This is a genomic window from Levilactobacillus koreensis JCM 16448 (assembly GCF_001435525.1).
Lineage (GTDB): Bacteria > Bacillota > Bacilli > Lactobacillales > Lactobacillaceae > Levilactobacillus > Levilactobacillus koreensis.
Genome location: NZ_AZDP01000034.1, coordinates 1 through 21,769, shown reverse-complemented (window position 1 = coordinate 21,769; position 21,769 = coordinate 1). Strand labels below are relative to the sequence as shown.

17 protein-coding genes are annotated in these 21,769 nt (G+C 50.5%); 12 read left to right on the top strand and 5 right to left on the bottom strand.

All coding sequences use genetic code 11. From position 1 onward, the window contains the following. Window positions 1-621: 621 nt before the first annotated feature. On the bottom strand, window positions 622-1,386 hold the full coding sequence (locus FC99_RS02480) for a glucose 1-dehydrogenase (RefSeq protein ID WP_048734716.1): 765 nt from the start codon (window positions 1,384-1,386) through the stop codon (window positions 622-624). Window positions 1,387-1,607: 221 nt separating this feature from the next. On the opposite strand from FC99_RS02480, the gene FC99_RS02475 reads away from it, so the two are divergent. The 3 genes from FC99_RS02475 (at window position 1,608) to FC99_RS02465 (ending at window position 4,006) form a co-directional block, all read left to right on the top strand. Continuing rightward, window positions 1,608-2,471 carry an NAD(P)H-binding protein gene (locus tag FC99_RS02475; RefSeq protein ID WP_048734719.1) on the top strand — a complete coding sequence of 288 codons (864 nt, stop codon included), beginning with the start codon at window positions 1,608-1,610 and terminating at the stop codon, window positions 2,469-2,471. Between the two features lie 44 nt (window positions 2,472-2,515). Beyond that, complete coding sequence (locus tag FC99_RS02470) at window positions 2,516-2,962, top strand: Rrf2 family transcriptional regulator (RefSeq protein ID WP_048734721.1); 447 nt, start codon at window positions 2,516-2,518, stop codon at window positions 2,960-2,962. Window positions 2,963-3,178: 216 nt separating this feature from the next. After that, entirely contained in the window at window positions 3,179-4,006 is an 828-nt protein-coding gene (locus tag FC99_RS02465; RefSeq protein WP_048734724.1) for a hypothetical protein, read from the top strand. Between the two features lie 223 nt (window positions 4,007-4,229). Here the strand turns inward: FC99_RS02465 and FC99_RS02460 are convergent, their stop codons facing one another. Continuing rightward, window positions 4,230-4,595 carry a winged helix-turn-helix transcriptional regulator gene (locus FC99_RS02460; protein WP_048734726.1) on the bottom strand — a complete coding sequence of 122 codons (366 nt, stop codon included), beginning with the start codon at window positions 4,593-4,595 and terminating at the stop codon, window positions 4,230-4,232. A gap of 129 nt (window positions 4,596-4,724) precedes the next feature. Here FC99_RS02460 and FC99_RS02455 point away from each other — a divergent pair, with 129 nt between their 5' ends. The 3 genes from FC99_RS02455 (at window position 4,725) to FC99_RS02445 (ending at window position 11,127) form a co-directional block, all read left to right on the top strand. Beyond that, on the top strand, window positions 4,725-5,936 hold the full coding sequence (locus FC99_RS02455; RefSeq protein ID WP_048734727.1) for an MFS transporter: 1,212 nt from the start codon (window positions 4,725-4,727) through the stop codon (window positions 5,934-5,936). Window positions 5,937-6,187: 251 nt separating this feature from the next. After that, window positions 6,188-8,611: an L-type lectin family protein gene (locus FC99_RS02450; RefSeq protein ID WP_048734730.1), complete on the top strand. Its 2,424-nt coding sequence runs from the start codon at window positions 6,188-6,190 to the stop codon at window positions 8,609-8,611. 290 nt (window positions 8,612-8,901) lie between these two features. After that, window positions 8,902-11,127, top strand: a complete 2,226-nt coding sequence (locus FC99_RS02445; protein WP_048734732.1) for a lectin-like domain-containing protein — start codon at window positions 8,902-8,904, stop codon at window positions 11,125-11,127. Window positions 11,128-11,175: 48 nt separating this feature from the next. Here the strand turns inward: FC99_RS02445 and FC99_RS02440 are convergent, their stop codons facing one another. The 3 genes from FC99_RS02440 to FC99_RS02430 form a co-directional block, all read right to left on the bottom strand. Then, window positions 11,176-11,826, bottom strand: a complete 651-nt coding sequence (locus FC99_RS02440) for a TetR/AcrR family transcriptional regulator (RefSeq protein ID WP_048734734.1) — start codon at window positions 11,824-11,826, stop codon at window positions 11,176-11,178. Between the two features lie 626 nt (window positions 11,827-12,452). Further along, window positions 12,453-12,722, bottom strand: coding sequence for a hypothetical protein (locus tag FC99_RS02435; protein ID WP_048734737.1), 270 nt, complete (start codon window positions 12,720-12,722; stop codon window positions 12,453-12,455). Between the two features lie 303 nt (window positions 12,723-13,025). Continuing rightward, on the bottom strand, window positions 13,026-13,976 hold the full coding sequence (locus FC99_RS02430; RefSeq protein WP_048734738.1) for an aldo/keto reductase: 951 nt from the start codon (window positions 13,974-13,976) through the stop codon (window positions 13,026-13,028). A gap of 202 nt (window positions 13,977-14,178) precedes the next feature. Here FC99_RS02430 and FC99_RS02425 point away from each other — a divergent pair, with 202 nt between their 5' ends. The 6 genes from FC99_RS02425 (at window position 14,179) to FC99_RS02400 (ending at window position 21,569) form a co-directional block, all read left to right on the top strand. After that, window positions 14,179-14,940 (top strand): ABC transporter ATP-binding protein, encoded by a 762-nt coding sequence (locus FC99_RS02425; protein ID WP_048734741.1) that lies wholly within the window; start codon window positions 14,179-14,181, stop codon window positions 14,938-14,940. Between the two features lie 11 nt (window positions 14,941-14,951). Next, on the top strand, window positions 14,952-16,763 hold the full coding sequence (locus FC99_RS02420; RefSeq protein WP_048734743.1) for an FtsX-like permease family protein: 1,812 nt from the start codon (window positions 14,952-14,954) through the stop codon (window positions 16,761-16,763). Between the two features lie 39 nt (window positions 16,764-16,802). Further along, complete coding sequence (locus FC99_RS02415) at window positions 16,803-17,171, top strand: GntR family transcriptional regulator (RefSeq protein WP_048734746.1); 369 nt, start codon at window positions 16,803-16,805, stop codon at window positions 17,169-17,171. 302 nt (window positions 17,172-17,473) lie between these two features. After that, complete coding sequence (locus tag FC99_RS02410) at window positions 17,474-17,878, top strand: iron-sulfur cluster biosynthesis family protein (protein ID WP_048734749.1); 405 nt, start codon at window positions 17,474-17,476, stop codon at window positions 17,876-17,878. 151 nt (window positions 17,879-18,029) lie between these two features. Next, on the top strand, window positions 18,030-19,517 hold the full coding sequence (locus FC99_RS02405; RefSeq protein ID WP_048734751.1) for a collagen binding domain-containing protein: 1,488 nt from the start codon (window positions 18,030-18,032) through the stop codon (window positions 19,515-19,517). A 258-nt stretch (window positions 19,518-19,775) separates the two neighbouring features. After that, on the top strand, window positions 19,776-21,569 hold the full coding sequence (locus tag FC99_RS02400) for a heavy metal translocating P-type ATPase (RefSeq protein ID WP_048734753.1): 1,794 nt from the start codon (window positions 19,776-19,778) through the stop codon (window positions 21,567-21,569). Window positions 21,570-21,769: the final 200 nt, after the last annotated feature.

The following is a 21,769-nucleotide window of genomic DNA, read 5'->3' as shown; positions in this document are numbered from 1 at the left end:
CTTAACGTGTAATCATGTTGATTAGTTTACTGTTTATGGTGGGAAGCGTCAATTTTAGGTGGACGGGGCCGTCGGTAGCTGACAGGGACTCCACCCGGTGAAGCAGACCTGAAGACTAAAGTGCCAGTCTTCAGGGCGACTTTAAGCCTCACAGGTCGAGTCTAAAAGTTCGGCCTGTGTTCTAAGGCCGGGAAGAACGCCCGGTCTAAGAACACCGACACGGGGTTACGTCCCTGTCAGCCACTGACTAGACTAGTTGAAGGTTACTTGTACAAATTTTGGTCAGCAATTAGCCATCAACTGTAATCAACGAAAAAGTCGTTGTAGCGATAGCATCCCGTAAAGGATACAGCCAGCTACAACGACTTTTAGCATAGGGTTCAATTTAGACAATCAGATACTAAGCCAACGCGCTATTTAGAGCCGGAGGATGACGGACAGAACACTGTGGCGGTGGTGTTAGTCAGCGTTTTTTAGCTGGCTTACACCACGGGACGGTTTGGAAACTCGCCGAACTTGGCGAGGTTGCCAGTCGAGACCGAAGACCGTTCCACAGGCTTCGGTCGGTCCCCACAGTGTGGCGTCCGTCAGCCGCAGGCGGCAAAGCAAACGCAAACGAGTTTAGTAACTCGTCCATCCACCATCGACGGGAACAACGGTACCGTTGACGTAGCTAGAGGCATCGGAGCACAGGAAGAGGGCCGTTTGGGCAATCTCGTCGCCGGTCCCAGGTTTTGGTGATAACGGCATGCCAACATTCTGACGGGCCATGCCTTCCTTGTCGACACCGGTCATGGACTCGCTAATATTGGTCTTGATACCACCGGGTGCGATGGCGTTGGTCCGAATACCGGCGTTTTCGTACATGTACGCGGTGTTCTTTGTCAGGCCAACCACCGCGTGCTTCGAAGCGGTATAGGCGGCGCCGGCACGGCCACCACCGATTCCGCCAACCGAAGCGATGTTTAAGATGACCCCGGACTTTTGTTTGGTGAAGATCTTCAGGGCTTCTCGTGTGGCCAACATCACGCTGGTCGTATTGACCGTCATGACCTTGTCCCACAGCTCGTTGGTCAAAGTACCCACTGGCGCCATGTTATCCATGATGCCGGCGTTGTTGACTAAAATATCGAGGCGGCCGAAGTTGTCAACGGCCGCTTGGACCATGGCCACGACATCGGCTTCCTTGGTGACGTTGGTGACACTGGCGATTGCTTCGCCACCAGCATCTTTAATGGCAGCAACGACTTCGTTTAACCGATCTTCGTTGATATCGGCAGCGACGACCTTGGCACCTTCCTTGGCAAATAATTCGGCCATGGAACGGCCCATGCCGGATCCGGCACCGGTAATAATTGCAACTTTATCAGGTAATTGTTGAACCACGTTACTCACTCCTTATCAAAATAAGTATTAGGGTGATGTGTTCGGCATAAGGAAAAGGAGCGCCTCCTCAGGCTGACCACACACCGATTTGCATGCCCTTATTATAATCTTTCTTATAACGGAAAGCGCTTATTATGCTGTCAGAAGAGTCACATTCTTTGACATTTGAGAGACTAGATGTAATATATAAAGTAACATCTAACGACGAAGGAGTTTTTGAAATGAAAATTGTTATTACGGGCGCCACGGGCCACTTAGGCCAACAAATCGTTAACCAAGTCGCTCAACGCGTGAACGCCACCGAAATCACGCTGGGGGTGCACACTCCGGCCAAGGCCGCTCAGTTCAGCGAGCAGGGCATGCACGTGCTGCCGTTGGATTATCGCAATCAGGACAGCATCACGAGTGTTCTGCAAGCGGCCGACGTGGCCATTTACGTGCCCAGCAAGAGTCATGACAGTTTCAGCCGGGTCACCGAGTTTGAGAATGTTATTGGTGCCGCAGAAAAAGCAGCAGTCGGACATTTGATCGTGATGGGGTTCATTGCCGACCAAGTCAATAACCCGTTTGACCTGTCCGCATTCTACGGTTACGTGCCGCGGCGGTTGGCGGGAACGGACCTGTCCTACACCATTTTACGGAATGCCCTGTACGCCGATCCGCTGGTGCCTTATTTGCCAGAGCTGATTGAGCGCCACAACGTCATCTATCCGCTGGGGGATGCGTCATTAAGCTTCATCAGCCTAGCAGAAAGTGCGGCGGCGTTCGCCCAGGTGGCCGTGACGCCAGCGCTGTGGACGCAAAACATGTACACGCTGACCCAGGAACGGTCGTACACGATGCCCGCCTTGGCTCAGGTCTTGAGCGACGTTTCCGGCCAGTCGATTGGTTACGCACCGGTCACGCTGAAACAGTTCGGCGAAATGTACAATGAGGGTAACGAGGGCCACATGCTGGCTTCCATGTATGCTGGTGGGGCACAGGGCTTGCTGGCGACCGTGACGGATGATTTCCGTAAAATCATGGGCCGGCCAGCGCAGACGTTGCCAGATTTCTTAGTAGCAGAACTTGCACGTCAAGCCTAATTCGGTATACTAGTCCTGGTAATCAATCAAAAGGGGGAATTGACGTGCGGTATTCGCATCGATTGAGTGATGCAGTTCATATTTTGGCCTATATTGATATTTACCACGACAGCGACCTGTCGAGTACGGCAATTGCGGCGAGTGTGGAATCCAATCCGGCACTCGTTCGCCGGCTGATGGTGGCGTTGCGCCGCGCTGGTTTACTGGCAACGCAACAGGGAACCGCTGCTCCACGATTGGCACGGCAACCGGCAAAGATTTCTCTGCTCGACGTGTACCAGGCGGTGGAAGAAGAGGGCAATCTTCTCCATGTTGACGATAAAACGAATCCCAAGTGTGTCGTGGGCGGCAACATCCAGGAGACGTTGCGCGTGGCTTATGATGAGGTCCAACGCGCGGCCGAAACCCAAATGGCCCAGATCACGTTGGCCAGTTTAGTTGATGATATTTGGACCCGGGAACGGGAAAAGAAGGCAAACGGTAATCGATAGTTTTGATAGCGATTACGCGTAATAGAGGGCTCCGAGAAATCGATTTGATTGCTCGGAGCCTTTGCTGTTTGCAGCTAAGACCGGGGTTCGGTGAAGCCGTCATCTAGTTGACTTCTGTTTGTAAGGCATTTGTGAAAGAAGTTTAGGCTTCGGGGTGTATAGTGATTTTGAAATATAATCATAACCTAGTCATCAGCGAAAATAGGGGGAATTAGAATGAAGCTACATATGAAGTGGGCTTTAGCTACCTTGGTCGGTCTAACCGTTATTGGTGTAGGGATGTCAACGGCTAACGCAGCGACGACGAGCGACAAGTATTTATCGGGCAACGTGGGCTATGTGCGCACCAAGAAGGCCATGTACGTGGGTATTTATAAGAGGACTGATGGTAAATATAAGCAGGTTAAGGTCAAGAAGAACACCCTGCTGAGCGTTGGCAGTACCATGTCGTCGAATGACGGTCACGGTGGTGTCAAGACCACGGCGCTGTTTAGCTATGGGGTGGTCAACTATGCGCGGGCAAAAACGCTGAAGTACAAGAACATCGCGACGATTCCGTTTACTAAGGCTAATTTCAAACGGGTCAACTTAAAGGCACCGATTCGGACACAAGTGTTCTTGTCAGGGAAGGGCTACACGGCGAATAGTACGAACACGAAGGCTGAACCAACGGCTGGCTTCTACCTGACGTTGGACAATTACCTGCAGTACTACAGCAAGGCGGCCATGGCCAAGGATACTTACTTATTTGGCAATCGCTGGGCCACGGACGGCCATGCTTACAAGCCAACCCATTCTGTGAAGGTGTCGAAGGTCACGGTTAAGGGCAACACGACGACCGTTTATTACAGCAAAGCGGTGCCGGGTTTGCCAAACAAAAAGCTCAGTAAGGGCCATTATCGCCTGAAAATTACCAATAAGAAGACCACCGGCAGCTTAGGCATTAATCCCGTCGATGATACATTTGATTCGATTGCCAGTTGGACAAACTACAGTGTTAATGGCAAGGCTTATCACTTTGGTGAGGTTGAATATGGCAATTAGACAGTGGAGTGGTGCCATCGTCTTACCGGCCGTCGGATATGGGCTGGAACGGTGCGTCTGAGTCCATATCTGCCGACCTCTCTGCTTACACAGTGGCCTTTTGTTCTATATAAATTTGGAGATACCAAAAGGAGTCTGGGGTTCTGTCCCAGACTCCTTCTTTGTGTTGTAATCAACTTTCAGTCTGAAGCGTCCCCCTGACAGCCGCAGCGTAATTAATTGACTAAATGACGTCGTCGCGGCTCATCAGGCTGATGTCTTCGCCCGCAGCCTGTCGCCGGTCGATATTGTCCTCACCCCAGAGACACAGTTCGTGGAGAATGCCAGACAATGACTTGCCGTAATCCGTCAGCGAATAGTCAACGCGGGGTGGGACCTGCTTGTAGACGTGGCGGGATACAATGTTGGCGGCCTCCAGCTCACGTAACTGTTGTGTCAGCATCTTTTGCGAAATTTGTGGGATGGCCCGGGCCAGTTCCCCGGTGCGCATGGTGTGGTGGCGTAGGTGGCAGAGAATAATGGATTTCCACTTGCCGCCGATGATTTCCATCGTGGCTTCAACGCCAATGTGATAAGTTTTAGTGGGCATCAAACCGTCTCCTGTCTAATTATTACTTTTTGGTGGGTAGCGCACTTTAAAGTGACTTCTTGTTCCTAAGTTCCTAACCAGTATAATCATTACTTATCACGTTAGCAACCAAAAAACGAGGAGGTCATTATGACAAAATCACAATCCATTTCACCAACTTTTACACTACTCGCACTGGCCGTTAGTGCCTTTGCCATCGGCTCCACGGAATTCATTAGCGTCGGCCTGATTCCGTTATTGATCCAGAGCTTCCATGTCAGCATGGCCCAGGCCGGCCTGACGGTGTCGGTCTACGCCATGGGCATCATGGTCGGGGCGCCACTGATGACGTTACTGACCGGACAGATCAACCGGCACACGTTGATGATCATTATCATGTTGCTATTTATCGCCGGTAACTTGGTTGCGGCCTTTGCCCCAGCCTTTATTATCCTACTTGCCGGTCGGGTGGTTGCCGCGCTGGCTCACGGAATCTTCATGACCGTGGCGAGCGTGATCGCTGCGGACGTGGTGGCGCCATCGAAACGGGCATCGGCCATCGCCGTGATGTTTACGGGATTGACGGTCGCCACGGTGACGGGGGTGCCGCTGGGAACCATGATCGGCCAGTTGGGCGGTTGGCGCTGGTCCTTTATCTTCATTAGTTTGATTGGGGTCATTGGCTTGATTGCCGACTATATCCTAGTGCCACGCAATCTGCCATTGCCTAGCAAGGCGACGGCCAGTGGGATCATTCGGGTCTTACGGAATCCAAAATTATTGTTAGCCTTGCTGGTCACGGCGCTGGGTTACGGCGGCACGTTCGTGGTCTACACCTACCTGTCCCCCTTGCTGGAACAAAAGATGGGCTGGTCCGCGGGCGCCGTGGTCGTCATTCTGGTTATTTACGGCTTAATGGTGGCGGCAGGCAACACGGTTGGTGGCCGGTTGGCAAATGCCAAGCCGTTAGCAGCCCTATTGAAAATGTTTACGGGTCTCTTCGCAACGCTGTTGGTGTTGACGTTTACAGCAAATAGTCAATGGCTGGGCCTGTTGACGGTACTAGTCATGGGATTCTTTGCCTTCATGAACGTCCCCGGCCTGCAGCTGTATATTGTGCAGTTGGCGGAAAAGGAGACGCCTAACGACATTACGATGGCGTCGGCATTGAATATTTCGGCATTCAACGTGGGTATCGCGCTGGGGTCAGGGATTGGTGGCCAAGTGACCAGCCAATTCGGTTTAGGCATGACGCCACTCTTTGGGGCAGCAATGGTCGCCGTCAGCATTGTGCTGACCTGGGGACTGATCCAATTGGCCCGGCCATCGCGGCGGTTGATCCGGAAATTTAATCACAACTAGACGACTATAGTTGGTTTGAAAAATAGTTGTCAATGACCACCATTAAAAAATAATTTCACTTATAAAAAGTGGTTTGAGCGGCGAGAGGGCAAACTTCTCACCGCTTTTTGTGAATATTAGGAAAGTGCTTTTATAAGTGATTTAATATTTAAATAATTATAATTAGTAACTTTCACTAGCCTTGCCGAAATATCCTTGTATAATTTGTTTGTATAAAGATTATCGGGGGATTTATCTAGGAGGCAAAAACGGTGAAAAGGTGGTTAGTCGGACTAACGGTGTTGTTGGGATGGTTGGCAATTGCGGTGCCAATCAGTGGATATGCGGATGTAGGCGATAAGGTAGATTATAAAGATGAAGATTGGCATCACGGTATAGAAACGGCGCCACAAGGTGTACCTTTAGATAATTTATTTTCCATTAAAGGAGCAGGTTTTGATAGTACTCCAGAGTTTATAGATTCAGCGTTGGTACCAAAGTCTATTGCTCGGATAACTTATGATAGGCCGGCCCCGGGGGCACCAAAGCAGGTTGCAGCTATTTGGTCGAGAAAAGACCCACAGAGAAACCCGCTTTCTCGGAGCGATAGTCGTTTGAACCTAAAAAAGGATACAGCAATCTCTTTATGGATGTATTTTGGAAATAAAGGAGATAAAGCGGCTGATGGGATGGCGTTTGTGTTACAAAATTCATCAGCTGGAATTAAATCTCTGGGGGCTGCAGGTGAAGGTTTAGGCGTATGGGGAAACGATGGTAATGGAGATCCACAATCAGATGTTAGTGGCATTACATATGGTGCCATTGATAATAGTTGGGCTTTAGAATTTGATACTAGGCCAAATGTTTCAGAAGATAGTCTGGGTGGAGCAGATTCTTTTGATCTTGGAAAAATAGCTAAGTATCCGGGCACAGTGTTTTCGGAGATTAGTGAAGAAAAGGTTGTTCGAAACGGAATGCATATCGCAAGTGGATATCCTAAAAGTGCCGAAACGTACAGTGACAGTTATTACAAGCGACAGTGGATTAAAGATCCCAACAATCCCAATCGAGGCAAGTGGAACGGCCCTGGAAAATTGTATAAGATGAATCATGTAAGACCTAAATCGGCTGGAAATTTAGCAGATGGCAAATGGCATCATTTGAGCTTGGCATGGAGTGCTACTAATAAAACCATGACATATACACTCAATGATATTGATCCAAATAATAAAAAAAAGCAGTCTATTGACGACATTATAACGGATACACTTAAAATCAATGTGAATATTCCTGGAGAAAATAATCTGAATGCTCTTGATAAGCTGAGTAAAGCAAGTGGTATTAAACTAAATGAATCAACAAGGGATGGGGCTGCCAGTATAAAGACAGATCCTGATGGGAACGTTTATTGGGGAGTTACGGGAGCAACCAATGCTTATTCTAGTGAAAATGGTTTGGTTGTCGTTGATTCGGCTACCAGTCTCGGACATGTGGAATCTTCCGCAACGCTCACTAAGAAGACTTCACAAACCTCGCAAAATGAAGAAAAAATATCTGAAGGAGATAGTGTAACAAGTGGTGATCAGGTTACTTACACATATACTTTTGATTATCAGGGGAATAGTCAGCAAGACATCCACCCACTAACTATGGATGTACCATTACCGACGCCACTAAAATGGCAGTCTGGTGGCGTGAGTTATGGAAATGAGAGTATTTTATCAGAACCTTTCTCTACAGATGAATTAACCCATACGCAAATTCAAAAGACATGGACCCAATCTCTTAATGGAACTAATCCAAAGGCCATAGTTAAAGTTACGGGGATTGTCCCTAAGGTTACCTCACCAGTGAAAGTAGCGGCAGTCACCGCCCGATTCTTTGGCGATAATTATCAAACAAAGTTGAGTTTACCAAGTTATAACATCCAGAGTAAGAAGCAGATGGACTTGAAATTGACTGCTGATAAGACAAGTTTTGAGTTAAAGCATAGTGATTCAGCAACTATTACGGGAAGTCTAACCGATAATGACCAGCCAATTCCAGCCGAAGAGATGAAGGATTATCACCTCAATGCATTGTTGAATGGGAAAGCTACCACGTCAGGTAGCTTAGACAGTACGGGTCATTTCAATTTCAACATTGCCCCTAAGGACCTCAAGGTAGGGGATAACCAACTAGTCTTGGTGGGGGCAGACGATGTTGATGCCGCGGATGATGATCGTAGCCATCGGTCGAATGCCGTTACAATCACCATTAAGCGGGAAGAAGGGACATTGTATATCAGCAAGGTCGCCGAAAATTCGACGTTTATCCCGACCCAATTGACGGGGCGGCCACAGTGGATCTCGCGTCAGAACGATTGGCAGCTAAAGGTGATGGATGAACGGGGTGCCAATAGTAAGTGGACCTTACAAGTTTCTCTCGGCACACCCTTCCATCTCAAGGATGGTTCTGGCCTGATGACCGGGGATGTTGCCTTAAGACACGGTCATGACCAAGACGAGGTTTTAAAGAATGACGCCGTGAACGTGATGAGCAAGACGACCACCACGGAAGATGAAGAGACAGATGTTTTACCAAGTCATTGGAACGAAGTTGAGGGGCTTGCATTACATGTCAACGGTGGTGCCGTCGCCGGTGACTATGAAGGCACGTTCGACTGGCAATTAGTGGACGGTCCGCAAGCAGATTAACCTGACTAGGGCGCTGAAATGACCGGGAAACTAAAACAGAATTTCGCCATCAGCGGGACATCCTCCCCTGATGGTATGGCCTAGACCAAATCATTTTTTAACGGCTAGACTTCAATTTTTAAGAGTAACGACAAAGCAGGCACACACCTTATCACACAAGGGGTGCGCCTGCTTTTTATAACTAAATTTATGCCACGACCCAGCTCATTCCTGCGTTTTTGCTGTCAAAACCCGTCCGCCTCTGTATAATTCAATTTCGATTAGAAAAAGGGGAGCGAGGGGGAAGCGGTATGAAATGGATTTTGGCGGTAATCGTCTGTCTGGGCGTGCTGGTTAGTGGCGAACGACGGGTGAATGCCATGAAAGAAGATAGCTTGACGGCAGCGTTGCGGACGGCGCCAAATGGGATTCCGCTGACGGACCTCTACAAGTTGGATCAAGTTGTGAACTCATCGGCGAGCCGACAAGACGGTCCCCGGGTAGCCCAATCGATCGCGCAACTGACCAGTGACATGAACGATGGGACACAGGTCAGTGCGCTGTGGTCCAAGGCAAATGAAAACGGGCTAGCCGTGTCGAATCAGGTCAATTTGACCAAGGATGCGTTGTGGGGATTTTGGCTGTACTTTGGCGATAAGGGAGATGAGTCGAGTGAAGGGATGGCTTTTGTGCTGCAAAACTCGGAGCGAAAAATGGTGCCAATTCCCAAGACAACGGCCGGTCAGACCATCGGTGTCTGGGGTGGGGCGCCAGAGAGTGGCGTGAACGTCAACCCAGCATCGGTCGCTCATCAAGGAATCAGTAGTAGCTGGGCGCTGGAATTCGACACGCACGTGAACAGCAGCGGTGGAAGTAATCTCAATGATTTTCTGGACTACTATGTCAGTGAGGGCCCGCACATTGCGAGCGGCTATCCAGGAAACTCGGCGAGCTATAAACTGGTGAATAAGCAGGGAAAGTCGCGCCCAACGTTAATTCACACCAAGATGAATTATATGAAAACGAGCCCGGCGGATGGAAATTGGCGGCACGTGACAATGCACTGGGAAGCGGCGACCAAGCATATGACCTATGCATACAATGACCGGGATACGGCAACCAATTTACCAATCAAACCGGAAGTGACCGATAAGACGACGATCGATACAAGATTTTTAGTCCCCACCAAGAAGACGGAGAAGCTAGAGTCAGGCCAACAAGAAGAGATAGATATCACGCGGGACAAGGGCGCATCCAGTGCCATTTGGGGAATTACCAGTTCGAGTACATCTCGGGATAATCAACTGGTTGTCGTGGACCAAGATCCGCGCTGGCCGCAGATGCGCGTCAACTCTAAGGTGGAATTACTCGGTGATCGTGCTCGCGAGATTACCGAAGGGGATGTCGTGGAACAGCTAACGGCCAAAGACGTGGTACGGTTTAGCTCCCAGGTCGATTTTGCCAACGAAGGCCTACTGACCGGGGATTATGGGAACACGGGGGCCTTTACGGTTGAGTCGGGATTACCGCGGCCCTCAATTGTGAAAGGCATTACGATTAAGAACGGCACCACGGCCATCTTTAATGTGACGGACCATTCGGATAGTGGGATAACCGGGGATCGTCACGTTCAAGTCCTAGACCGCAAGCGGGGAAAACGACTGCTCACGACTGAGCGAGACGTCACCTTCGCCGGTAGTAATCAGGACGTCACCGTCAAAACGCCGCCGACCCTGTTCTACGGTAGCAACTACTACATTTCCATTCCCACGCCGACCTTTAAAGTGGGAAAGCTGGTGGACCTAAAGCTGACGCGCATTGGTGATGAAGCCCTGACAACGACCCACGATGACGTGGCAATCAAGGGGCGACTGACGAACGGCAAGCTACCAATTGAAGCAATCGACCGGAACAACAGCCATTTTGAGGCCACGGTGAACGGCAAGTCGTATCAGCCGCGGGACCTGAACCTGGGGTGGATCTCGGCTCATGATTTGGGCGAATTTGGGATGGAAGTGCCGACACGACTGCTACAAGCGGGGAAAAACGAGGTTACGGTGCAGGTCAAAGATAAGCAGAACCGGGCCTCAAACGTCTTGAAGCTGTCAATTGAAAAGAAGGCCGGCGAGTTGGCCTTTGTGTCGGTGCCAACCGACTGTGGGTTTATGCCCCTAACGCTGACTGGCCGCGAAAAAATCGTGCAACGCGAACCCAGTCCGGGCTGGCAACTGAGCGTGCAGGATGGCCGGAGCGCCGGTCGCAAGTGGCAATTGCAGGTTAGCATGGGGAAGCCATTTCAGGATAAATCTGGTCGCCGCTTGGCCGGTAAGTTCATTTACGCGCATGAGGGCACATCGTATGAGCTTAGCGACTCACCAACGACTGTAATGACGCACGAGACTAAGCGTGCCAATGAGGTCACCAATATTTCTAAGAACTGGACCAGTATGTCCGGGCCGCTGATGGTGGTCAGTAAGCATGCGGTCGCCGGAGAATATTCGGGTGAGATTCGCTGGCATTTGACGGATGCCCCATAAAATTTTACAGAAAAAAAGCGGGTCGGCTGACTGCCAGGCTCGCAATGACTAGGGCTGTAAAACTTTTTCTAGTTCGGTAACTAAATATCCCGCCTCGACGTCGTCATCCCAGTCGCGGTTAGGGAACAGGACGTACCGGTCGATGACGTACCCGACGATGACGGCAATGATGTAGCGGAAAATCTCCGTGAACGGCCAGTCGATCATCAGGTGACGGTGCTGTAGATCGGCGATGGTGTCCTTAAATGCAGCGATGAGCTCTTCTCGGGCAGTTTCAATGAACTCCTGGCGTAGGCTCTCGTTGTACAGCAATTCGCTAAAGAAGACCTTGATGGCGTCTTGGTTTTCTTCGGCAAAGGCCATGCGGTTGCGGACAAAGTAATCCAAAAAGTCGTGCAGACTTTCCGTGGGGTGGTTCAGTGTGTCGCGTTTGAACTCCGCCTCGACATCGGGAATGATCTGCTTGATCAGCGGCTCTAAGGCTGTCCGCAGGATGTTGGCTTTGGATTTAAAATGTTTAAACATGGTGCCCTCAGATTGGTGGGCGGCCACGGCAATTTGATGCGTGCTGGTGTTGGCATACCCCTGTTCGGCAAACAGGCGGATGCTGGCAATCAGCACGTCTTTTTGTTTCTGCGTTAACTCTTTATTCGCCTGGACGATGGCTGGAAACTCGTCCAGAATATTCTTCTTAGCCATGATCAGAACCACCTTTTTGTAAAATATCTTATCGTTTGAATTGGAGAGAGACGTGCTAAGCTGGGGCGCGCTGCGGCTGCCAGGAATTCCGCCAGCGGTGGGGACGCTTCAGCCTGAGGGGCGGGCTTCTCGCTCGATTTGAAGCCACGCCAGAACCGCGTGTCTTCAAAGTCGCCCATGCTGTAAACTGGCTAATGGCCCGCCAGTTAACACCATTTTCACGGCAGGCTCCATCCCTGGCTTCCTCCGGCTTGGACTGTTTCCTTCCATCACAAGGTCGGGACGCTACAATTAGTCACTCGACGTTAAGACGTACTGGACTAATTGGAGGTTGCGAGAGAGCTTCCGTGTAAGCCGAGAGGTCGGCAGATATGGGCTCAGGCGCGTCGTTCTGCTTAGTCAGTGGGTGGTTTTCCCGCTGGCTTAGCAGAAGACCAAGCTTGTAGACTCGGCTTTTTCGAGGCTTCAAGTTGTGTCCGCACCGTTCCAGCCCATATCTGCCGGCCGGTAAGGCGATGGAAGCGGCATACCTCCATTTTACCAGTGACGGGGGTGATTACCAGACCAAAAAGCGGTGATGTCTGTGTCCGGGACATCACCGCTTTTTGATAGAGGTGGGATTATCGTTAGGCATGGTGAACGGCGCCTGCTTGACGGTATACGAGGTAGAACTGGACGATAGCCAATACCACATTGACCCAGTTAACGACGGTAAACCAAACGCTCAGGGCAGCGACAGCAGCTGCACCGTAGAATACCCAGAACCCGACGATGATTGCAACCACGTTAATCCAAGCAAACCATTTGAGCAACTCTCGGTTGTCGGTAGCAACACAAGTCCAAACACCGTTAATAACCAACCAAATCGCTAGAATCCAAAAAGTAGTGGTAAACATGATTAAAATCCCCTTTCCATTTCTTCGAGCGAGTACTTACTCGCCCTTAAGAACACCTTTAGTTTACCACCAAATGGAAAAAGGGCAACCCCTTTTTTGAATTTTTTTGGCGAAAAAATGGGCAATAAAAATCCCCCGAAACGGTCGGCGGCATGCCGGCTATTTTGGAGGATTCACGTTTTTTGTAGTTAGATTGAGACGCAGATAACAATTGGGTTAAGACCAGTTAAATTGATATCCTGGTCGACTTGATTTCTTTTGCGGCATCTTTGACCGCCGCAGTGCGCCCCAGTTACAGCTACTTTATGGAAGGTAGTTCCCGGCAGCGTAGTAGATGTTGTACCATTCCTGCTTCGTCAGAGTGACGTCGGCACCGGCGGCACTGTCCTTGATGTGGGCAGGGGTCATGGTGCCTAACAGAACTTGAATGTTAGCGGGGTGCCGCAGAATCCAAGCGGTCGCGATACCGTTCTTGGATACGCCGTACTTATCGGCTAATTTTTGTAATTCCGCGTTGAGTTCAGGGTACTTCGGATCGTTAATGAATATGCCCTCAAATAAGCCGTATTGGAATGGTGACCAAGCCTGAATCGTGACGTGTTTGCGCCGAGAGAATTCAAGCAAGCCACCATCAGTAACTGCTGGGGCATCGTCCATGTTGACACGTAGACCTTCGGTAATCATCTGCGTGTGGGCAGCACCGAATTGAAGTTGGTTGAACATCAACTTCTGGTCGACGGCCTCTTGGACCAGCTGGTACTGTTGCACGTTGAAGTTAGAAACCCCGAAGTGTCGGACCTTGCCGGAGCGTTGCAGGGTGTTGAAGGCGTCCGCAATTTCTTCGGTTTCCATCAGTGGGTCTGGCCGGTGAAGTAAAAAGGCGTCCAAGTAGTCTAAGCCCATCCGTTCCAAAATGCCATCGACGGAATCTAACAAGTGTTGTTTAGAGAAGTCGTAGCGTTGACCAAAGACTAAGCCGTCGTGACTCCGTGCTGGGTCCAACACGATGCCACCCTTGGATTGGATGTAAAAGTCATCGCGGCTGAGGCCGGACGCCTTCAACGCATCCTTGAAGACTCTTTCGGATTGACCGTCGCCATAAATGTCGGCGGAATCAATGTAAGTAATGCCAGCTTCGTGGGCGGCTTGGAGCGCCTTGGCTGCGTCCGCAACGGAAATCGTAGCCATCCGCATGATGCCTAAAGCGACGGCGGAAGCTTGCCAGTCGGTACCACCTAAGCGTAATTGCTTCATCAGAAAAACTCCTTCTTGATCGAATTTAACCAGGTAGTCGGGTCAAACGGGCCACCGGTTTACAAAAATAATTGTACACCGAATCCCCCTGAATTTCGCGTTTTGACTCTTCGCTTTGAAAAAAGTGATTGACAATTTACTAAGAACCATTATAGTTAATTACACAAGTAACTAACCAATACACCAGCGGGGGGATTTTAAAATGACAACAGCAACGACGGTCGTGGATGTCCACGGCTTAGAAAAGACTTACGGTAAAGCAAACGAACGCCAGTACCGGGCGCTTAAAGACATTAATTTTTCGGTGGCCGAGGGTGAATTCGTCGGCATCATGGGGGCTTCCGGTTCGGGAAAGACGACGCTCTTGAACATGTTATCCACGTTGGACACGCCAACTAAGGGCGATGTGATCGTAAATGGTCATGACGTTACTAAGATGCGGGGCAACCAACTCGCCGATTTTCGGGCGCAAGAGGTCGGCTTCATTTTCCAAGACTTCAATCTGCTAGAGAGTCTGACGGCTGAAGAAAATATCGGGTTGCCCCTGGCATTGAAGGGGACGGCCTCAAAGGTCATGGACCAGGCCATCCATGAAGTGGCGGAAACGCTGTCGATTGCCGATTTACTCCAAAAATACCCGGCCGAACTTTCCGGTGGGCAGAAGCAACGGGTTGCAGCGGCACGGGCCATCGTCCATCACCCGTCAATCCTGATGGGGGACGAACCGACCGGGGCGTTGGATTCAACCAGTGCGCGCGAACTGCTCGACTTACTGACGACTATCAACCAGAAGCAAGCGATGTCCGTGTTGCTGGTCACCCATGATCCATTTTCAGCTAGCTTCTGTCAACGTATTCTGTTCATCAAGGATGGCCAGATTGGTTCCGAGCTCAAGCGGGGAAGTCAGGACCGGGCTGCGTTTTACCAACAAATTTTGACCGAACTGGGCACGTTTAACGAGTAGGGGGACGGACGATGTTAGGAAAATTAGCACTAGCCGGAATTAAAAACCGGCGTCGAGACTACCTAGTCTTGTTGGCGGGGCTGACCATGTCGGCCGCCATCTTCTATATGTTTGCCAACTTAGCTACCAACCGGGCCTTTATCAAGGCCAACGCGGTCGTTTCTCAAGCCAGTCTCATCTTCGGCTTCGGGGCGGTCCTGCTGATCCTGATTACGGTGGTCTACATTATGTATGCCAACAGCTTTCTGCTCAGCATGCGCCAGCACGACTACGGTCTCTTCATGATGTTGGGCGCTACCCGTAAGCGCGTCGGCGAATTGGTCTTCCTGGAAACGTTGATTTTAGGGACGATTGCCACGGCGATTGGGATTGTTCTGGGCCTGCTGATGAGTAAATTTTTGGTCGGCTTTTTACTGAACATGTTGGGGCTTCATTTGGCCCACCTGACTGCGGCGTACGTCCCAGCAATTATTGCGACGGCCGTGTTATACGTGGGGTTGTTCATCTTGGCCTCCCTGTTTAACCTAGTACGGCTGACCCGGACGACCGTGTTGAACTTATTACACAGTGACGAACAAGCCAACCAGCCAAAGGTCAAGCCTTTTCGTCAACTGATTCAGGGGACACTTGGAATCGTCTTCTTGGCAATCGGTTACTGGGCATTGGCGGCCATTAAAGTGTTGCAGGTGATGGCGATTCCAGTGGCACTAGTCACGATTACACTGGGAACCTATCTGTTGTTCCGGGCAACAATTCTGGTGATCATCCGGGGATTACGGCACACGGCCTGGGCCAAGAAACATTTAAACGGCTTCCTATTAGGTCAACTCAACTTCCGGGTCCACAACTACACGCGGATGCTGACAATCGTGTCACTACTCTTTGCAATGGCGTTGGGGGCAATCACGGTCGGGTCCGGCTATCACAAACAATTGCCGATGATGGCCAAGACGATTGGTACCTATACGATTGCTGTGCATGATAAGACACCGGTTGAGCAAAAATTGATGGATCAACTGCACGTGGCCTACACCGCGACTTATACACAGAAACGGCAGGGGAAGATGGTCTACTACAACGCTGATGAGATCGCCAAGCAACCTGTCGAACAACAACGCTATAAGAAGTCTGGTCAACCAGAAGCCCAGCTGTACACGCAGTCGCTGAAGGACTTCAAGAAGTCTGGCACGCAGGATATGGACTTCATGGCATTAGCGCTGGGTAAAATCGGTGCCTACACGCCAAAAATTTTATCGGCTGAGCAGTTCGCCAAACAAACCGGTAAAACGGTGACCGTGACCACGATTCGGGTAAAGGACCTGCAGCAGGATAAAAAACCACTGAAACAGTTGAATAAGCTGGAAAACAAGCGGTTTGCAGCGCCTGACGGCATGACAGTCGGAAGCTACCAAGGCTTTGAAATGATGAACGGGTTCTTCGGTGGTCTTGAATTTATGGGCTACTTCCTGGGAATCGCCTTCCTGGCCATGCTCGCGTCCTGCCTGATGTTTAAGATCCTTTCTGGGGCGCCTGGTGACCAACGGCGGTACCGGATGCTCTACAAGGTGGGGGTCCGCCAAAACCTCATGCGTTGGGGAATCGCAAAAGAAATTGGGATTTTATTCTTAATTCCTGGTATTATGGGGGTAATCGACGTCTTGTTCGGTCTGCAGATGTTTAAGCCCCTGATGTCAGCGCCAATGAGCCCTTACCTGGGGATTGGGAGCACCTTCCTGATTTTTATTGGCCTGTACGTCATTTACTATTTGATTACGCTGGCACTGTACTGGCGGATCGTTCTGCCTAAAACCACGACGGATTAGCCGACAAGACGAGTTCACAAAGAATGTGGGAAATGAAAAATGAAATTTAATTTCGATAGTCCGGAACCCATCTACCTGCAGGTGGCGGAACAGGTGGAAGAAGCCATCTTTACCGGGATTTATCAGGCCGGCGAGCAGGTGCCGTCCACGACAGAAATGTCCAAGGAATTTCATATCAACCCCGCAACCGTTCTGAAGGGCATCAACCGGCTCGTTGCGGCGGGCGTGATTGAGAAACGCCGCGGTGTGGGGATGTTCGTCACCGCCACGGCCGAGACGACCATCAGGGAAAAACGCCGGGCACAGTTCTCGGAGCGCTTCGTTGACGGCTTCACGACCGAGGCCAAGAAGCTCAACTTGTCTGAGGACGAGCTGATCGAGTTGGTTAGACACAGTTACGAATCGTAATTGCGGGTTGACTCTAAAAAGACTAGGAGTCATTCTACGTTCAGTCGTGGGATGGCTGCTAGTTTTTTTAATTAGCGGTTCATTTGCCAGGGTAACTTATGAATGATTTTCAATGATTGGTATAGAAAAAATCAGTTGAAGCCGGAGAAGGTCAAAATCATAGTTAGCTGCAGTGCGACCAGCGCACAGCAGCACGAACTATCGTTTAGTAAGCAATATAGTTTACTTTGCTTGATAATTGCGGTATAAATACTTGTGTACAATTGATTAGCAGTCGGTTGGCAGGAAAGAGGGAAATCTTGATGAAAATTACGATTAAAGATGTAGCGAAGGCCTACCTGACGAAGAATTTACAGCCAGATGCCACGGTTCTATTGACGTTGGACGATGGCTCTAATCGCTACTCAACGTTGGGCGGAAGCTGTGCCATTGGTGATAAGTTCCAGTTTGTTTCCCTAACGGCGGCGGATCCGGACTACACGATTCCCATTGACAACGATGCCGGCTTGAAGCTGATGACGAACGCGGACACCGAGCTGTACTTGGGTAACGGCCTGATTTTAGACCGCGTTTACAACCAGTTGTCCTTGCGCGATGACACCGGTATTTTGGATAGCGCGGTGGGGTTGATTACCTATACCGCCGAAGAAAAATCAGACTTGGACTTAAAGAAAGAAATGCAAACGCTAGGCACACGAATCTGCTAAGGGTTGCGTCTAAAAACTGGCCATTACGGGAATTTTCTCGTGGTGGTCAGTTTTTTTGTGGTTTCCTGTGAAATATGCCGAATTCGATTGCCAAGTCAAATGACTAACGGGTATAATTTGGGAGTAGAAAAGGTTACAGGAGGGGATTTTTTTGAAGAAGAACAGTCAAGTCTGGCAACTACTAATCGGACTATTAAGTTTGGTTACGTTGCTGGTCATTAGCACGGTGCCGGTGAAGGCGGCCACCAACCATAACGGGGCTGAGTTTACGACATCGGCTAAGGTCACGAATGGCCCTGACTTTAAGCATGCCGATACTATTGATATTCAGTATAAGTTGGACTTTGGTAGTACGCCGATTCATGACGGGGATACGATCACATTGGATTTGCCAGCCAATTTGAAGGCCAAGACGAACGGGGACACGTTTGATGTGCTCGATACGGACGGTACCGTCATCGGGAAAGCCGTTGTGAACGACGGCAAAGTCGTCATGACGATGAACGCCGCCCTCGAAGGCAAGACCAATGATAAATTGACGGTCAACCTGGCGACCAAGTACCGTGAGAATGACACCGGCGAAAAGGACGTCATTTTTAACGTGAAGGATAATCAAACCAGTACGTCGGTCATCAACATGGTCAGCAGCGATGCAAACCTCTCGAAGAAGGGGACGCTGCAGGATGACGGTACCATCAAATGGACGATCCTGGTCAACCGCCAAGAGCTTACCATGAAGAACTTGGAAATTACTGATACGATTGGTGACTACCAGGAGCTGATTCACGGCGTTACCGTCAGCAATGCCTACTGGTTAGACGCAACGAGTTATAAGCGGGAAAAACCAGCCATGACGGAAGACGACTACAAGATTACATATAGCGACCAAGGATTTACGTTGAAATTTAATGACACGGTTAGCAATTTAGTCACAATCGATTACTACACTAAAGTAACCGATCCAGCAATGATTCATTCCGGCTACAAGTTTAAGAATAAGGCCATCATGACTTGGGGCGGCGGAACCTCCGGCGGTAAGAATTCCGAAGAAGCCAACGGAAAAGTTTCCTCATCAAACGGCAATGGTGCTGTTGGTGGTGGTGACAATAACGAAGGCAACGGGAACGAAAACAATGGTGGCAACGAAGGTAACGAGAACAACGGCGGCAATGAAAATAACGGCGGTAATGAGGGTAACGAGAACAACGGCGGCAATGAAAATAACGGCGGTAATGAAGGTAACGGGAACAACAACGGGAATGAGAACAACGGTGGCGACACGGACGAAGTCGAAACTTCCGAGGAGGAAGAAGACGATACGACCGGGACTATCGACGTTGATGGTGGGACCGAAACCGATGCCGAAGAAGCAGCCCGCGAAGATAAAGAGGGCGAAAGCTTAACCAACCAACCCGACAAGAAGCCAGTTAAGAAGGCTAAGGCTAAAAAAGCTCGGGCCAAGGCGGCTAAGGTTGCTGGTGTGACGGCGACGGAACATCCCGGAACGACCACGACTAAGGGAAAGACGAACACTAAATTACCACAAACCAGCGATCGCGTTAACGGCGTGGCTGTATTGAGTGGGAGTATCGTGCTGATGATCTTAGGTTCAGCGGCTGTCATCCGACGTCATTTTTAAGATTTAAACTGAAATAATAAAGCGTTCAATTGCCTGATTTTAGGTGATTGGGCGTTTTTTGGTGGGTGTCATTGGCTATTACAATTGGTGCCAAACTGGAGCATTAATTGTTGTAGTCAGCGGTAAACACAACCGTAAATGATCAACTGCTGTTACTAAAATGTGAAAAGTATCATATGCTTTGGTATACTCGATTTAAGAGCAACGAGTGACGATGGTCGCCCGCGACTAAATGTGAGTTTCCGGGGAGGAGATTTCATGCAGCAATTACGAGAGTATAAACAATTCTGGTTCGTTATTGTGTTGGGGGCCATTGCGTTATGGCTTCAGTTCGTCAATCATCAGGCCGGTTGGGCACAGATTTTAGTGACTGTGCTAGGGGTTTTCCTGGCACTGTTGATGTTTATCGACATGATTAAAACGTTGCGGTCCGGTAAATTTGGTGTCGATCTGCTGGCAATTACCGCGGTAATCGCCACCTTGGCCGTGAGTGAATATTGGGCGGCCCTAATCGTTTTACTTATGTTGACCGGGGGCGATGCCCTGGAGGATTTTGCGGCTCGGCGTGCCAATAGTGAATTACAGGAGCTCTTGAACAATTCACCACAATCGGCCCACCGTGCTGTGGATAATGATATTACCGACGTTGCCATTAATGAAGTCGTTGTGGGGGACCGGTTACTGGTCCGGCCCGGCGAAGTCATGCCCGTCGATGGCACTTTATTGACGGGTCCGACTACGGTCAATGAATCCTCACTGACCGGTGAAGCACGGCCCATCGACAAGCAGGTCGGCGAGGCGGTCATGTCCGGGAGTGTCAACGGGGCAGCCTCCGTTTACCTGCGGGCGGACCAGACGGCCGACAATAGTCAGTACCAAAACATTGTACGGTTGGTCAAACAGGCGGAGTCGCAACCGGCGAAGTTTGTGCGAATGGCCGACCGTTACGCGGTGCCATTTACGCTGTTGGCGTACGTGATTGCCGGGCTTGCCTGGGGCATCTCCGGCGACCCCGTGCGGTTTGCGGAAGTTCTCGTGGTGGCTTCACCGTGTCCGCTGATTTTAGCGGCGCCGATTGCGCTGATCTCGGGGATGAGTCGCGCCAGTCGTAATGGGATCATCGTGAAGACCGGGACCACGCTGGAAAAATTGGCGCAGGTCAAGACGTTTGCGTTTGATAAGACCGGAACGATTACCCAAGGAAAATTGGTGGTCGATCAAATCGTTCCCGTGACGGCAATTCCTGAAACGGAGTTGTTGCAGCTGGCGGCGAGTGCGGAACAGCATTCTGGCCACGTGTTGGCGCAGTCCTTAGTTGCCGCCACCACCGAAAAATTATTGCCAGCGACTAACGTTAATGAAACCACGGCACAGGGTGTCCAAGCGACCATCGATGGTCAGGTTGTGCGGGCCGGTAAGGCGGAGTTCGTTACGGACCACCCCGTCAACAAGGCAGATCAGACGGCGGTCTACGTGTCAGCAGCGGGTATCTATCAAGGGTATGTCAGCTTCAGTGATAAATTGCGGCCGGAAGCCAAGGCGACTATGGCCGACCTACACCGTTTGGGCGTTCACAACTTGGTGATGATCTCCGGTGACCGCAAGCCAATTGCCAAACAGATTGCTGCTGAAGTGGGAATCGACCAAGTCCATGCGGAGTGTTTGCCAGCGGATAAGATCAACGTGTTAGCCGAATTACCGGCCGACCAACGGCCAGTGGCCATGGTTGGTGACGGAATCAATGACGCGCCATCATTGGCGACGGCCGATGTGGGGATCGCCATGGGGGCTCACGGCGCAACGGCGGCCAGTGAATCGGCCGATGCCGTGGTCCTCAAGGATGATCTGACGCGGGTCAGTGCGGCACGTGAAATCGCGCAGTGGACTATGCGGATTGCCAAACAAGCGGTGTTGATCGGCATCATTATCTGTACGGTACTGATGGTGATCGCCAGTTTCGGGGTCATCCCGGCCATTATTGGGGCCGTGTTCCAAGAAGTGGTGGATACGGTGACGATCCTCTACGCCCTCCGCGCCCGCACCGACCGGTAGCTTTGATGGTTCCTGGCTTCGCCTGCGGCTGCCAGACGCCACACTGTGGGGACCGACCGGAGCCAAAAGGCGGTCTCCGGTCTCGTCTTGAAGCCCCGTTGAGAAACACGGGTCTCCAAGACGTCCCGTGTTGTAAGCCAGCTGAGAATGAAGTGCAAGTAAAATGTTAGACACTTTTCTGACCTATGCAACTAGCATCT